Genomic DNA, 14197 nt, shown 5'->3' with positions numbered 1-14197 from the left:
AGGCGGCTTCGGCCGCCTTTTTTGTTGCCCACATATGTTGATCGCGTCCCCGCTCCGTGGGAGTGAAGGACGACGAAACCTCAAGATGCAGTCTATCGCCATGTCCCTGAGTTTGCGTGACGCCACCTTGGCCGACCTTCCCGTCATCACCGGAATCTACCGCGAATCCGTTCTGAATGGTGTCGCCACCTATGAGATCGTGCCCCCTTCGGAGGCGGAGATGCGAAGCCGCTTCGAGACGATTGTCGGCAACGGTTACCCCTATATGGTCGCATGTAACGGCAGCGGATCGATCGTCGGCTATGCCTATGCGTCCGCGTTCCGGACGCGCACGGCCTATCGCTTCCTGGTCGAGGATTCGATCTATCTGGCGCCGGAAGCGCGCGGCAAGGGCGCCGGCAGGGCGTTGCTCGCCGAACTGATCCGTCGCTGCACGGAACTCGGCTTTCGGCAGATGGTCGCGGTGATCGGCGGCGCTCATCCCGCCTCGATCGCGGTGCACCGGTCCCTCGGCTTCGAACTTCAGGGTACGATGAAGGCGACCGGCTTCAAGCACGGCCGCTGGCTCGATACGGCGATCATGCAGCTTGCGCTCGGCGAGGGACAGGCGAGCGATCCACCGGAAGACGTCTATCCAGACACGCTCTATCAGAGCTGATTGCCCACAGGCCAAACGGCAGGCCCGGCGTGCGCTGATTGCAGTCAGCCTTGCGTTCAGGCGAAAGCCATGCGCCGGCAGAAACCACAGTGCATCGCACCGGGCTGCTGCTGCAGATCGGGTCTTTAAGCGCATCGCGATCTTTCAGATCGCTCCTTGCGCTTCAGGATCTTGATATTCGCATGCCGCGCAAAACCGCTGCGCACATTTGCGCGGCATGCCTCAGGTTTCCACCAGCTTCAGGACCTTGTCGAACACCTTGAGCACTTGGGCGAGCTCATGGCCGCGTTTCAGGATCGTGCCGTGAATGTTCAGCACGCTATAGGCGCCCTGTTTCGTCGACAGCTTCGGGTTCTTCTCGATCCGGTAGAGCGGCATCTCCCCCGATCGCTTGAACACCGAGAAGACCGCTCGGTCCTTCAGGTGATCGATGGCGTAGTCCCGCCACTCACCCTCGCCGACCATGCGACCATAGACCCAGAGGATCTGGTCCAACTCGCGGCGATGGAAAGTGATGGGGGGAGGGTTCTTGGCGTTCTTGTATTCGTGAAGATCGACAACCACTTCAGAAGTGGTCTCGCGCTGATGGCGCGCCTCGCCTTGCGGCAAATCCGGCTCATCGGTCATCGGCAATCCGGCCTTCTGTTGTGACAGAACGATAACAGTGTGCCTGACGTGAGCCGAAAAGCAAGCCGGAAGCCGTTGGACGATGAGGGCATTTCTTGCCTCTGCCCCATTTCAGTCAAATCGCCGCCCCAATTCACCGCAAAACTCGCGGGCGCTGACGGACAGAGTCGTTGCCACCGTATGTCCGGTCAGGTCGTCATGCTGCGGGAGTTCACCGAACGCAGCCATGGCCGGTTCGGTCCGGTAACTTCGAACCCTCAGCCCCAGCCCCTCGATGCTGCCGGGCCGAACCACCCCCTCGCGCTTCGCCCTAGAGTTTGCCCTGGGGGCCGGCGAGCACGGCGGCTGCGCCGACGATCGCGCCCGGCGTCTCCTTGTCCTTCATCGACTGCAAGAGAACCGCACAGCCACTATTGCCGGGGCGCTCGGTCAGGACCGTTGCGGGAAGGGTGAAGCTTGCCGGTTTTCCATCCCACATGCCGATGGTCTGAATGTCGCGCACGGCATGCCAGTAGGGGATTTCCTTGCCGCGGTTCTCCCCTTTCTCCATCTTCACGACCTTCGCACGGTCGAAATAGACGACCACGACGTTCGCCTTGCCGATGCCGCTACCGATGTTGATCTGGATCTCTTCGCCCTGGATCTTCGCATCGACGGGTACGGCAAGCCCCTTGCCATCGGCTTTCATCGTTTCCAGCCGGGCCTTGATCGCCTGAAGGTTGCCGCCGTTGAGATGGTCGCGTCCATTCAGAATGGCCTGGGGCGTATAGACGCCGTTGCGACCCAGCATGCGGGCATAGGCGTATTGCCGCTCGGTATTTTCCTTGGAGGCGAGCGTGTCGGCCCAGCCGAGATAGTTCCAGTAGTCGACGTGATAGGCGAGCGCCACGACGTCACCGTCGTCGACCAGCGTCTTCAGCGCCGCATCCGCCGGCGGGCACGAAGAACAGCCCTGGCTGGTGAACAGTTCAACGACGCCTTTGATCACCTGTCCGTCCTGTGCCCCGGCCGGTGCACCAGCGGCTGTGAACAGCCCGAAAGCCAGTGCAAAAGGGCGAATGAAAGAACGGTCTGCGGATGTCATGGCGTCACTTCGTTGGGGCCGTCGGCCTACTCCTTGTGGGGGAGTTAATTACATACGCCGGCCAGGCATCAACGGAAAGTCACGTTGGAGTGAGGTCGCGGGTGAGTGCCACCTTTAGCGGGCGCCCCGGCATTTGGCGGCCTGAGAAGAAAGAGCCGGGGCGCCTTTCGGCGTCCCGGCTCCAATGTTTCACGGCATGTCGATCGCGGCCGATCAGGCGGCCAGGTCGCGCAGAACGGTCTGCAGGATGCCGCCGTTGTTGACGTAGGTCACTTCGTCCAGGGTATCGATGCGGCAGATCAGCGGAACTTCCTTCACGCTGCCGTCGCCATAGGTGATCTTGGCAACGCGCTTCTCGCGCGGCTGGACCTTGGCGAGGTTGTCGATGGTGACGACTTCATCGCCCTTGAGGCCCAGCGATTCCCAGGTCGTGCCCTCTTCGAAGACGAAGGGGATGACGCCCATGCCGACGAGGTTCGAGCGGTGGATACGCTCGAACGACTGCGCGATGACGGCCTTGACGCCCAGCAGGTTGGTGCCCTTCGCGGCCCAGTCACGCGACGAACCATTGCCGTATTCGACGCCGGCGAAGATGACGAGCGGAACGCCCTCTTCCTTGTACTGCATGGCCGCGTCGTAGATCGACATCTCTTCCTTCGACGGATAGTGGATGGTGTAGCCACCTTCCTTGCCATTCGGGCCGAGCATGTGGTTGCGGATGCGGATGTTGGCAAATGTGCCGCGCATCATCACCTCATGGTTGCCGCGGCGCGTACCGTACTGGTTGAAGTCGGCAACGCCGACACCATGACCGATGAGGTAGGAGCCAGCCGGCGAAGCGGCCTTGATCGAACCGGCCGGGGAGATGTGGTCGGTGGTGATCTTGTCGCCGAAGAGACCGAGAACGCGAGCGCCCTTGATGTCGGAGATGCCCGAGCCGGCCTTGCCCATGCCGACGAAGTACGGCGGGTTCTGCACATAGGTCGATCCCTCGTCCCATGCGTAGGTCTGTCCGGCCGGAACCTGAACGGCCTGCCAGTTTTCGTCGCCCTTGAAGACGTCCGCGTACTTCGTCGCGTAGAGTTCGCGGGTGACGTACTTGAAGATGAACTCCTGGATTTCCTTCGAGGTCGGCCAGATGTCCTTGAGGAAGACCGGCTTGCCGTCCTTGTCCTCGCCGATCGGCTCCTTGGTCAGGTCCTTCTGCACGGAGCCCGCGAGGGCGTAGGCGACGACGAGTGGCGGCGAAGCGAGGTAGTTCGCCTGAACGTCAGGAGAGATACGGCCTTCGAAGTTGCGGTTGCCCGAGAGAACGCCGGCGGCGATCAGGCCCTTGTCGTTGATCGTCTTCGAGATCGGACCCGGCAGCGGACCGGAGTTGCCGATGCAGGTGGTGCAGCCGAAGCCGACGAGGTTGAAGCCGAGCGCGTCGAGGTCCTTCTGCAGGCCCGACTTGGCGAGGTATTCGCCGACGACCTGCGATCCCGGTGCGAGCGAGGTCTTGACCCAGGGCTTGGACTTCAGGCCCTTGGCGACCGCGTTGCGGGCGAGCAGGCCGGCCGCGATCAGCACCGACGGGTTGGAGGTGTTGGTGCACGAGGTGATCGCGGCGATCGCGACGTCGCCATGGCCTAGGTCGTAATCCGTGCCTTCAACGGCATAGCGGTTCGAAAGCTGGCCGGGCTTCTTGTAGTCGTTTTCGAGCGCGGTGGCGAAACCGGAGGCGATGCTTTCGAGCGCGATGCGGCCTTCCGGACGCTTCGGGCCGGCCATCGACGGAACGACGTCGCCGAGGTCGAGTTCGAGCGTGTCGGTGAAGACGAGATCGGCGCCGTCGCCTTCGCGCCACATGCCTTGCGCCTTGGAGTAGGCTTCGACCAGCGCGATGCGCTGTTCTTCACGGCCGGACATGGTGAGGTAGTTGATGGTTTCGCTGTCGACCGGGAAGAAGCCGCAGGTCGCGCCGTATTCCGGACCCATGTTGCCGATGGTCGCACGGTCGGCGAGCGTCATGTTGTCGAGGCCCGGGCCGAAGAATTCGACGAACTTCGAAACCACGCCCTTCTTGCGCAGCATCTGAACGACCATGAGTACGAGGTCGGTTGCGGTGACGCCCTCTTTCAGCTTGCCGGTCAGCTTGAAGCCGATGACTTCCGGCAGCAGCATGGAGACCGGCTGGCCGAGCATTGCGGCTTCCGCTTCGATGCCGCCGACGCCCCAGCCGAGAACGCCGAGACCGTTGATCATGGTGGTGTGGCTGTCGGTGCCGACGCAGGTATCCGGGTAGGCGGTGATTTCGCCGTCTTCTTCACGGGTCCAGACGGTCTGGCCTAGATACTCCAGATTGACCTGGTGACAGATGCCGGTGCCGGGCGGAACGACGCGGAAGTTCTTGAACGCCTGCTGGCCCCACTTCAGGAAGCGGTAGCGCTCGCCGTTGCGCTGGTATTCGAGTTCGACGTTGCGGGCAAAGGCGGTCGCCGTGCCGAATTCGTCGACGATGACCGAGTGGTCGATGACGAGGTCGACGGGAACGAGCGGGTTGATCTTCTCCGGGTCGCCGCCGAGCGAGACCATGGCGTCGCGCATGGCAGCGAGGTCGACGACGGCGGGAACGCCGGTGAAGTCCTGCATCAGCACGCGGGCCGGACGATAGGCGATTTCGTTTTCAGCCGTGCCCTTGTCGTTGAGCCAGGCGGCAACGTTCTCGATGTCCTTCTTGGTGACGGAACGGCCGTCTTCGTTGCGCAACAGGTTCTCGAGCAGAACCTTCATCGAGTAGGGGAGCCTGGATACGCCGGCGAGACCGTTCGCCTCAGCCTTGGGCAGGCTGTAATAGACGTAGTCCACACCGTTGACGGTGAGCGTGGAGCGACAATTGAAGCTGTCTAGGGATTTGGACACTGGATAATACCCCGTTCCGTCTGATCGCCAAAAACTGACGTACGAACGCCCGAGCGCCTGTGAAGCGCAAATTGGGATGCGGGTGCGGCCATTTCCGCTGTCCGTACGTGGAAATTCATTCCATGTTCGGCGCTAGGATGAAATTCACGCCGACCGCTGGCGTGTTGGCCGCCTTATAGATAATTTCTCCAAAACGTGCCAGAGCAACGAAGGTTCAATTGGAACTTTTTTTGCTCTGCGGAAGACGCGCGAAGGGAAGACAGATATTCATGCGCCTGCTGGCTGAAGGTTTGAGTGCGAAGCGCGGCGAGGATCTGATTTTTAACGATATTTCCTTTGCGCTTGATACCGGCGAAGCCCTTGTCGTGACGGGTCCGAACGGCTCGGGCAAGTCCACTTTGCTCCGGGTTCTGGCAGGTTTGCTGAGGCCCGAACGCGGGCACTTGAAACTTGAGAATGGCCCCCCGGAAATAGCCAATCCCGCAGAGGTCAGCCACTATCTCGGTCACCGCAACGCGATGAAGCGCGAACTGACGGTCGCAGAAAATCTTTCCTTTTGGCAGCGTTTCATGGGCGATTCGCTTGGAGGTCATGGCGTCGCTCTCGACGAGGCCGTCGAGGCGGTCGGTCTGCCTGACATAGCACACCTGCCTTTCGGCTATCTCTCGGCCGGTCAGCAGCGCCGCATGGCGATGGCGAAGCTGCTCGTCGCCTACCGTCCGATCTGGATTCTCGACGAGCCGACCGCCGCCCTCGACGCCGGCGCCGACCGGTTGTTTGCGGATCTGGTGAAGGCGCATCTTGGCAAGGGCGGCATCGTGGTCGCAGCGACGCACCAGCCGCTCGGGCTCGATCAAACAAAGGAATTGCACATGAAGGGCTTCGAGCATCTGGCGGGAGGGCTCTGGCATGACGCGTAGGGGCGTGATGCAAGGAAGCCTGTCCGCGCTCGCTGCCGCGAGACTGGTGGCATGATGGCGCTCTTCTTCCGCGATCTGAAGCTGTCGATCCGTGCCGGCGGTGGCGCGATGATCGGCGTGCTCTTCTTCATGACCGTGGTGGCGGTCATTCCCTTCGGCGTCGGCCCGGATCTGAACCTGCTTTCGCGCATCGGCCCGGCGATCCTCTGGATCGGCGCGCTGCTTGCCTCGCTGCTTGGCCTCGACCGCCTGTTCCAGGCGGAGCGCGACGACGGCTCGCTCGACCTGATGCTGATGCAGGAGGCGCCGCTGCTCTTCACCGTCTTCGTCAAATGCGCGGCCCATTGGGCGGCGACCGGGCTGCCGCTGGTGATCGCTTCGCCTTTGCTCGGCCTCTTCATGAACATGAGCGAGATTGCGATCGGCGCCACCATGCTGACGCTCTTGATCGGCACGCCGGCGATCACCTTCATCGGTGCGGTCGGCGCGGCCGTCGCCGTGTCGCTGCCGCGCGGCGGGCTGCTCGTTTCGATCCTGGTGCTGCCGCTTGCTATTCCCGTGCTGATCTTCGGCGTGAGCGCCGTCTATGCGGCAATCGAGGATCCGGCGCCGTTCCTGCCGCCCTTGATGATCCTCGCGGCGATCACCCTGTTCTTTGCCGTCATCGGACCGGTTGCCGCCGCCGCAGCACTTCGGCACGCGTCCGATTGACGCAATCAGGACAGATCGGCTGAAACTGTTTGCGGTTTTCCGTCGCAGCCGGCGCTAAGTCATTCAGATCGATCACGTTTATGATTGGCGGCGCCAACGGATCGTGATCGGTCGATTGACGGGGATCAATTGCAGCAGAGGGGCTTAAGCGTTAAAGAGCCATCATGAGCGAAAACAGCCTGGCCATCCGCAAATTCAGTGACCTCGCCAACCCGACACGGTTCCTGGCGTTGGCCGACCGTCTGCTGCCTTGGCTTGCCGGCCTGACGGCGTTGTTCTTCGTCGCCGGCCTCTGGCTTTCCTTCACCACCGAGGGCGACTACCAGCAGGGCGAGACGGTGCGCATCATGTATGTGCACGTGCCCGCCGCCTGGTTGTCGATGATGTGTTATTCGGTGATGGCCTTGGCAGCCCTCGGCACGCTCGTCTGGCGCCATCCGCTCGCCGACGTCTCCTCGCGTGCGGCAGCGCCGATCGGTGCCTGTTTCACCTTCCTGGCGCTCGTGACGGGCTCGCTCTGGGGCAAGCCGATGTGGGGCACCTGGTGGGTGTGGGACGCGCGGCTCACTTCGGTCTTCGTGCTGTTCCTGATGTATCTGGGACTGATGGCGCTCAACCGTGCGATCGATGATCCGGCGCGCTCCTCCAAGGTTTCCGCGGTGCTCGTGCTGGTCGGCTTCGTCAACATCCCGATCATCAAGTTCTCGGTCGAATGGTGGAACACGCTGCATCAGCCGGCAAGCGTCATGCGGCTCGACGGGCCGACGATCGATCCGGAGTTCCTGTGGCCGCTGATCGTGATGGCAATCGCCTTCACGCTTCTCTTCTTCACGCTGCACATCGCCGCCATGCGCAACGAAATCCTGCGCCGGCGCGTCACGGCGCTGCGCCGTCTGGCGGCGCGCAGCGCCGGCAGGGGAGCCCGCACGAAATGATGAGCCACGCCGCTTACGTCTTTACGAGCTATGGAATAGCGACGCTGACCGTCCTCGGCCTGATTGCCTGGGTCGTGCTCGATGGGCGCGCGCGTCGACGTGAACTCGCCGAACTCGAAGCCTCGGGTATTCGCCGGCGCTCGGCCGAAACGGCATCGGGAGAGACACGATGACCAGCACCCCTGCGCCAGGCGGCGAAGAGCGCAAACCCGGCCCCTTGCGTTTCGTGCTCGCGGCACTGCCGCTCATCATCTTCGCCGGGCTTGCGGCGATCTTCTGGAGCCAGCTCAATTCCGGCAAGGATGTTAGCGAGATCCCGTCGGCACTGATCGGCACGAAGGCGCCGAAGCTCGACCTGCCGGCGCTGGAAGGGGCGACCCGCGACGGCCAGCCGATGCCGGCGCTGACCGATGCGGCGATCAAGGGCAAGCTGACGCTCGTCAATGTCTGGGCCTCCTGGTGCGTGCCGTGCCGTCAGGAGCACCCTTTCATTCGGGAGCTGGCGAAGGATCCGCGGCTCACCGTCGTCGGCATCAACTACAAGGACCAGAACGAAAACGCCCTGCGTTTTCTCGGCGAGCTCGGCAATCCCTTCGCCGCAATCGGCGTCGATCCGCGCGGCAAAGCGGCGATCGACTGGGGCGTCTACGGCATCCCGGAATCCTACCTCGTCGGGCCTGATGGTACGATCCTCTACAAGCGTGTCGGACCTTTCGACGAGAACAGCGTGAAGACCGGGCTGCTGCCGGCAATCGAGAAGGCTGCTGCGGGTTCGTGAGCGTCGGCGCGCTGTCGACAGATTAGCCTCATCCCGCTGCCGCGACCTTCTCCCCGCATGCGGGGCGAAGGGACTTGGAGGGGCCGCCTCCTTCCACCGCTACTCTACAGAGGAGGAAGCGCGATGGTGGAGGCTGCTGACAATCCAATGCCAATGGCTTAGGGCAATCGGGTGCGGCGAGTCTCCTTCGCCCCGCCTGCGGGGAGAAGGTGGCCGGCAGGCCGGATGAGGGGCTACGACGGCGACCGAAGTCCGCCTAAATCCCCGCCTGCCATTCCCTGACGGCGTCGAGCGGCCAGGCCAGCATCAGCACGTTGAGCGTGAGATTGTCGCGGATCAGCCAGCCGGTGAAGATCTCGAAGACGATGGCGACCGTCACCGTCAGCCAGATGGGCATACGGGCGGCGAACAGGAAGCCGGCGACCATGGCCAGCGTGTCCATGGTGGAATTGAGGACGCTGTCGCCGAAATAGTCGAGCGAGATTGTTGCTGAGCGATAGCGGTTGATCACCATTGGGGTGTTTTCGGCAATCTCCCAGGCGGATTCGATCACCGTCGCCAAGAAAAGCTTTGCCGACAGCGGCTTGCCGCGCAACAGCAGATGGCCGAGACCGTAGAACAGGAAGCCGTGGATGATGTGGGACGGCGTGTACCAGTCGGCGATGTGCTGCGAGTTGCCGCTGGATTTTACCACGGGCTCGAAGAGTTTGACGTAGCCGCACTCGCAGATCCAGAGACGTCCCATCAGATGCTGGGTTATGACCTGGATGATGAGGACCGCGAAACAGGCGGCCAGCCAGAGGAGTGCGCGACGGTTGCGGCTGTCATTCTCCTCGAGAGCGGCGCTCACTCGGCGTTCTCCTGGTCAAGCGAGTGCTTCATGATCAATGGCATCTGGGCGAGCGTGAACAGAATGGTGATCGGCATCGTGCCCCAGACCTTGAAGGCGACCCAGAAATCGGTCGAAAACGAGCGCCAGACCACCTCGTTGAGCACGGCCAGGAACAGGAAGAACACACCCCAGCGCAGCGTGAGTTTGCGCCAGCCGGGTTCGTCGAGCTTGAAGGCGGAGTGGAAGACGTAGCCGAGCAGCGACTTGCCGAACAGGAGACCACCGAGCAGGATCGCGCCGAACAGCGTGTTGACGATCGTCGGCTTCATCTTGATGAAGGTGTCGTTCTGCAGCCAGAGCGTCAGCGCGCCGAAGACGAAGACGACGATGCCGGAGATCAGCGGCATCATCGGCAGCGTGCGGGTGAGCATCCAGGAGACGGCGAGCGCGATTGCGGTCGCGGCCATGAACAGGCCGGTGGCGATGAAGATCGGACCGCCGAGCTCGGCCAGCGCCGGAAAATGTCCGGCCAGCCATTCGCCGCGCGAATTGGCGAAGAAGAAGACCATCAGCGGTCCAAGCTCCAGCACCATCTTGAGCAAGGGGCTGACTTCCTTCTGCGGCTTGGTAGCCTCGATCGACGACATCTGGGGGTCCTGTTTCTGCATATGCCTGCTGCTCTTAACACCAGCTTTGCGGCAAAACCATATCAAGGCAACGGGCTCGCGCAAACGCACGGGCGCAGCCCTGCCTCGTCAGGCGGCGACGCCAGCGATCGCCTCCGCAAAATCCTTGGCCTCGAACGGTTCCAGATCGTCGACGCCTTCGCCGACGCCGATGAAATAGACCGGCAGCTTGTGCTTGGCGGAGATGGCGACGAGGATGCCGCCGCGCGCGGTGCCGTCGAGCTTGGTCATGATCAGACCGCTGACGCCGGCGACATTGCGGAAAATCTCGACCTGCTGCAGGGCGTTCTGCCCGGTGGTGGCGTCGAGGGTCTGCAGCACGGTATGCGGCGCATCCGGATCGAGCTTGCCGAGCACGCGGACGATCTTTTCGAGTTCGGCCATCAGCTCTGCCTTGTTCTGCAGGCGGCCGGCGGTATCGATGATCAAGACGTCGGACTTCTTCTCGCGCGCCTGCTGGAAGGCCTCATAGGCAAGGCCGGCCGCATCGGCGCCGAGTTTGGAGGAAACGATGTCGGACTTGGTGCGCTCGGCCCAGATCTTGAGCTGCTCGATCGCCGCGGCACGGAAGGTGTCGCCGGCGGCGAGCATGACCTTGAGGCCTGCGCCCGAAAGCTTGGCGGCGAGCTTGCCGATCGTCGTGGTCTTGCCGGTGCCGTTGACGCCGACCACCAGAATGACGTGCGGCTTGTGGCTGAGATCCAACTCCAGAGGCTTGGCGACGGGCGAAAGCACCTTGGTGATCTCGCCGGCCATGATGCGCGAGACGTCCTCGCCGGAGACGTCCTTGCCGTAGCGTTCGGAGGCGAGTGTATCGGTGATGCGCATCGCCGTTTCGACGCCGAGGTCGGCCTGAATCAACAGGTCTTCGAGATCCTGCAGCGTCGCTTCGTCGAGCTTGCGCTTGGTGAAAAGGCTGGCGATCTGGCCGGTGAGCTGCGACGAGGTGCGCGCAAGGCCGCGGCGCAGGCGCTGGTACCAGGTGAGCTTTTCCTTCGGCGCTGCGGCCGGCTCTTCCCTGGGTTTGCGCTCGGCGGCCGAGAAGCCCTTGGGGAGGGCGCGGGCCGCGGCTACTTCGGCTTCGCCTGCGTCGATTTGTGAGACGTCGGCCGTTGCCTCTGCGGCGGTGTTCTCTGCAGTCTCTGAGCTTTCGCGGAGGGCTGCGGCTTCACCCCCCTCTGCCCTGCCGGGCATCTCCCCCACAGGGGGGGAGATTGTGCTGGGCTCGCTTTCGGTGTCACGCTCGAGCGTTTCGGTTGTCGTGATGTCGCTCGCTTCGGATTCGACATCGTCCGCAGGTGACACGGCTTCCGCGGTGCTCTCGGCGGTTTCGGCCTCGTCGGAGGCTGCAATGGTCTCTTTGGATTCGGCTGGCTTCTCGGTAGAGATCGTTTCCGCAACTTCGATGGCTGCAGGCACGTCGTCGGAGGTCGACGCGGTCTCCATCTGTTCTCCCCCCTTGTGGGGGAGATGTCCCGAAGGGACAGAGGGGGGTATTGCAGCATCTTCGACGATCGCGGTTTCAATCTCGTCGCGCGCCAGTTCCTCGGCGTCATCCGAAGCCGGTCCACCCGCGGTTTCGATCTCGGCTTCGAGCACCGGATCGTCCTCGGAGAGAGGCAGCGTCTCGATGTCGACAGGCGGCTCGAAGGCGGCTTCGGGGCTTTCCTCGACGATCTCTGCCTCGGCGACAGGGGCGGACGGCTCGACTGCCTCAGCACTTGGCTCGGGTTGCCGCTCCACCTCGGGCGAAGAGACAATCGTCTCGTCAGGCACACCTTCCGGCGGCTTCGTTTCCTCGACGGCGCCCTTGCCGAAGGTGAAGATCCTCTTGATGAAACCCATTGCCATTCAGGAATTCCGCATAAGTCAGGCCGCAGCCATCTGTTTGACCTGCATCGTCAGGTGCTTGCCATTGTGGCCGGTGATCGTGACCGGGACAAGCGCGCGCGGTTTGAGGCCGGCGGCATCGACGAGTGTGAAGTTTTCGGTGTGAGCGAGCCCGTTGTTCTCGACCAGGATCGTCTGTTCGCCGCCAACCATGCCGTCGAGATGGCGGGCGTAGAGTGCCGCACCGACCGCACGCAAGCGCGCGGCGCGATCCTTGATGAGGCCGCGGTCGAGCTGCGGCATGCGTGCCGCCGGCGTCCCCGGACGCGGGCTATAGGGGAACACATGCAGATGGGCGATGCCGCAATCCTCGGCGAGCCTTGCGGCGTTCTCGAACATCTCTTCGGTTTCCGTCGGGAAGCCGGCGATCATATCGGCGCCGAGGTTGATCTCGGGGCGCAGCCGCCGGACCTCGTCGGCGAAGGCGCGGGCGTCGGCGCTCGAATGGCGGCGTTTCATGCGCTTCAGGATCATATCGTCGCCATGCTGCAGCGACAGGTGCAGATGCGGCATGAAGCGGGCCTCGTCGGCGATCAGGTCGAAGAGGTGCTTGTCGGCCTCGATGCCGTCGATCGAGGAAAGGCGCAGACGGCGGATTTCCGGCACCTGCTTCAACAGCGTCTTCGCCAGCAGGCCGAGCGTCGGCGTGCCCGGCAGGTCGCCGCCGTAACTGGTGGCGTCGACGCCGGTCAGCACGATCTCGCAATAGCCGGTTTCGACGAGCTTGCGCGCCTGGTCGACGACGGCGCCCATCGGCACGGAGCGGGAATTGCCGCGGCCATAGGGGATGATGCAGAAGGTACAGCGATGGTCGCAGCCGTTCTGTACCTGGATGAAGGCGCGCACGTGGCCGTCGATGTGCTTGACCATCTGCGGTGCCGTGGCGCGCACGCTCATGATGTCGTTGACGCGCAGCTTTTCTTCCGCCGAGACGCCGAAATCGGGCAGGGAGCGATACGAGGCGCTCTTGAGTTTTTCCTCATTGCCGAGCACGGCGTCGACCTCGTCCATTTCGGCAAAGGTTTCCTTTTCCGTCTGCGCTGCGCAGCCGGTGACGATGATGCGGGCATGCGGGTTGTCGCGGCGCGCGCGGCGGATCGCCTGGCGTGCCTGGCGCACCGCCTCGCCGGTGACGGCGCAGGTGTTGACGAGGATGGCGTTGTTCAGCCCCGCCTTCTCGGCTTCCGCCCGCATCACTTCGGATTCGTAGGTATTGAGACGGCAGCCGAAGGTTATGACCTCGACGCCGCTCAAAGCGCCTGCGCTCCGCTGGCCTCGGCTTCCTCGCGCTGCCAGGTGCCGGTGGTGGGGTTCAGCGTGCCGGACCATTCCCATTCGGCCGGACCGGTCATGATCACATGATCGTCGCGCTCGCGCCATTCGATCGTCAGCTTGGCCGGAGCCGGGGCGGAAGAGACGTCGATCGTCACCTTGCGGCCGGTGCGACCCGTGCGCGCGGCGCTGACCGCTGCAGCGCAGGCTGCCGAGCCGCAGGCAAGCGTCAGCCCGGCGCCCCGTTCCCAGGTGCGGGTGCGCAGCGACGAGGGCGAAAGCACCTGTGCCAGCGTGATGTTGGCGCGCTCGGGAAACATCGGATGGTTTTCAAGCAGCGGACCAAAGCGATCGAGATCGAACGACATCGGATCCTTGTCGACCCAGAAGACCGCGTGCGGATTGCCCATCGACATGGCCGAGGGCGAATGCAGGACAGGATTGTCGATGGGGCCGATCTGCAATTCGATGCGGCTCGTATCGGCGAACTCCTCGGCAAGCGGGATCCTGTTCCAGTCAAAAACCGGATTGCCCATATCGACCGATATCGTGCCGTCCTCGTGCTCCGCGGCATTCAGGATGCCGGCGACGGTCTGGAAGGTGAACGCCTTCTTGCCAGTTTCGGCGGCAAGCGCCTGGACGACGCAGCGCGTGCCGTTGCCGCAGGCCTGGGCCATGGTGCCGTCGCAATTGACGATGTCGATCCAGGCGTCGGTGCCGGCGGCCTTCGGGTCGTGGATCGCCATGATCTGGTCGAAGGCCGTCGCCGGGTCGGCATTGAGCGCGATCGCGGCTGCGGGCGTCACCCGATCCTTCCGGGCGCGCATGTCGACAACGAGGATCTTGTTTCCAAGCCCGTTCATTCTGGCGAATTGCACGTTGTCGGTCATGTGGCGATGG

Annotated in this window: 14 protein-coding genes; 6 read left to right on the top strand and 8 right to left on the bottom strand. The window is 63.2% G+C overall.

Going from position 1 to position 14197, the window contains the following annotated elements; genetic code table 11:
• Positions 1-100: 100 nt before the first annotated feature.
• Entirely contained in the window at positions 101-658 is a 558-nt protein-coding gene (locus tag QM996_RS16460; RefSeq protein ID WP_429815219.1) for a GNAT family N-acetyltransferase, read from the top strand.
• Positions 659-880: 222 nt separating this feature from the next.
• Here QM996_RS16460 and QM996_RS16455 read toward each other — a convergent pair whose 3' ends face one another.
• The 3 genes from QM996_RS16455 to acnA all read right to left on the bottom strand — a co-directional run bounded on the left by QM996_RS16455 (position 881) and on the right by acnA (position 5273).
• Positions 881-1285: a DUF2794 domain-containing protein gene (locus QM996_RS16455; RefSeq protein WP_065374081.1), complete on the bottom strand. Its 405-nt coding sequence runs from the start codon at positions 1283-1285 to the stop codon at positions 881-883.
• A gap of 310 nt (positions 1286-1595) precedes the next feature.
• A complete protein-coding gene (locus QM996_RS16450) occupies positions 1596-2369 on the bottom strand; it encodes a DUF1223 domain-containing protein (RefSeq protein WP_500268366.1) in 774 nt (257 codons plus the stop codon).
• Between the two features lie 213 nt (positions 2370-2582).
• A complete protein-coding gene (gene acnA, locus QM996_RS16445; RefSeq protein WP_500268365.1) occupies positions 2583-5273 on the bottom strand; it encodes an aconitate hydratase in 2691 nt (896 codons plus the stop codon).
• Positions 5274-5542: 269 nt separating this feature from the next.
• Between acnA and ccmA the strand changes: the two genes are divergently transcribed.
• From ccmA to QM996_RS16420, 5 genes are all read left to right on the top strand, one after another.
• Positions 5543-6193, top strand: a complete 651-nt coding sequence (gene ccmA, locus QM996_RS16440; RefSeq protein WP_500268364.1) for a heme ABC exporter ATP-binding protein CcmA — start codon at positions 5543-5545, stop codon at positions 6191-6193.
• Positions 6194-6244: 51 nt separating this feature from the next.
• Positions 6245-6904: a heme exporter protein CcmB gene (ccmB, locus tag QM996_RS16435; RefSeq protein ID WP_500268363.1), complete on the top strand. Its 660-nt coding sequence runs from the start codon at positions 6245-6247 to the stop codon at positions 6902-6904.
• Between the two features lie 164 nt (positions 6905-7068).
• Positions 7069-7839, top strand: a complete 771-nt coding sequence (locus tag QM996_RS16430) for a heme ABC transporter permease (protein ID WP_223725860.1) — start codon at positions 7069-7071, stop codon at positions 7837-7839.
• Positions 7836-8012, top strand: coding sequence for a heme exporter protein CcmD (gene ccmD, locus QM996_RS16425; protein ID WP_500268362.1), 177 nt, complete (start codon positions 7836-7838; stop codon positions 8010-8012). Before QM996_RS16430 ends, ccmD begins: the two co-directional genes overlap by 4 nt.
• On the top strand, positions 8009-8617 hold the full coding sequence (locus tag QM996_RS16420; protein WP_500268361.1) for a thioredoxin domain-containing protein: 609 nt from the start codon (positions 8009-8011) through the stop codon (positions 8615-8617). The genes ccmD and QM996_RS16420 overlap by 4 nt, the downstream gene beginning before the upstream one ends.
• 256 nt (positions 8618-8873) lie before the next feature.
• Here the strand turns inward: QM996_RS16420 and QM996_RS16415 are convergent, their stop codons facing one another.
• The 5 genes from QM996_RS16415 to dapF form a co-directional block, all read right to left on the bottom strand.
• A complete protein-coding gene (locus tag QM996_RS16415) occupies positions 8874-9467 on the bottom strand; it encodes a DUF2585 domain-containing protein (protein WP_500268360.1) in 594 nt (197 codons plus the stop codon).
• Positions 9464-10096, bottom strand: a complete 633-nt coding sequence (locus tag QM996_RS16410; protein WP_500270337.1) for an inner membrane-spanning protein YciB — start codon at positions 10094-10096, stop codon at positions 9464-9466. The genes QM996_RS16415 and QM996_RS16410 overlap by 4 nt, the downstream gene beginning before the upstream one ends.
• 108 nt (positions 10097-10204) lie before the next feature.
• Positions 10205-11986 (bottom strand): signal recognition particle-docking protein FtsY, encoded by a 1782-nt coding sequence (gene ftsY / locus QM996_RS16405; RefSeq protein ID WP_500268359.1) that lies wholly within the window; start codon positions 11984-11986, stop codon positions 10205-10207.
• Positions 11987-12004: 18 nt separating this feature from the next.
• On the bottom strand, positions 12005-13279 hold the full coding sequence (gene mtaB, locus QM996_RS16400; RefSeq protein ID WP_500268358.1) for a MiaB/RimO family radical SAM methylthiotransferase: 1275 nt from the start codon (positions 13277-13279) through the stop codon (positions 12005-12007).
• The gene (dapF, locus tag QM996_RS16395) at positions 13276-14187 is read right to left on the bottom strand and encodes a diaminopimelate epimerase (RefSeq protein ID WP_500268357.1); all 912 of its coding nucleotides are present in this window, start codon (positions 14185-14187) and stop codon (positions 13276-13278) included. The genes mtaB and dapF overlap by 4 nt, the downstream gene beginning before the upstream one ends.
• Between the last annotated feature and the right edge of the window lie 10 nt (positions 14188-14197).

Source organism: Sinorhizobium chiapasense, from assembly GCF_045277575.1.
Lineage (GTDB): Bacteria > Pseudomonadota > Alphaproteobacteria > Rhizobiales > Rhizobiaceae > Ensifer > Ensifer chiapasense_A.
This window is presented reverse-complemented; position numbering and strand designations above follow the sequence as displayed.

Excerpts from the sequence above, each read along its gene's own strand:
- ccmD (WP_500268362.1), top strand. The coding sequence starts at position 7,836 with ATGATGAGCCACGCCGCTTACGTCTTTACGAGCTATGGAATAGCGACG.
- QM996_RS16410 (WP_500270337.1), bottom strand. The coding sequence starts at position 10,096 with ATGTCGTCGATCGAGGCTACCAAGCCGCAGAAGGAAGTCAGCCCCTTG.
- ftsY (WP_500268359.1), bottom strand. The coding sequence starts at position 11,986 with ATGGCAATGGGTTTCATCAAGAGGATCTTCACCTTCGGCAAGGGCGCC.
- QM996_RS16460 (WP_429815219.1), top strand. The coding sequence starts at position 101 with ATGTCCCTGAGTTTGCGTGACGCCACCTTGGCCGACCTTCCCGTCATC.
- dapF (WP_500268357.1), bottom strand. The coding sequence starts at position 14,187 with ATGACCGACAACGTGCAATTCGCCAGAATGAACGGGCTTGGAAACAAG.
- QM996_RS16420 (WP_500268361.1), top strand. The coding sequence starts at position 8,009 with ATGACCAGCACCCCTGCGCCAGGCGGCGAAGAGCGCAAACCCGGCCCC.
- ccmB (WP_500268363.1), top strand. The coding sequence starts at position 6,245 with ATGATGGCGCTCTTCTTCCGCGATCTGAAGCTGTCGATCCGTGCCGGC.
- QM996_RS16430 (WP_223725860.1), top strand. The coding sequence starts at position 7,069 with ATGAGCGAAAACAGCCTGGCCATCCGCAAATTCAGTGACCTCGCCAAC.
- ccmA (WP_500268364.1), top strand. The coding sequence starts at position 5,543 with ATGCGCCTGCTGGCTGAAGGTTTGAGTGCGAAGCGCGGCGAGGATCTG.
- QM996_RS16450 (WP_500268366.1), bottom strand. The coding sequence starts at position 2,369 with ATGACATCCGCAGACCGTTCTTTCATTCGCCCTTTTGCACTGGCTTTC.
- QM996_RS16455 (WP_065374081.1), bottom strand. The coding sequence starts at position 1,285 with ATGACCGATGAGCCGGATTTGCCGCAAGGCGAGGCGCGCCATCAGCGC.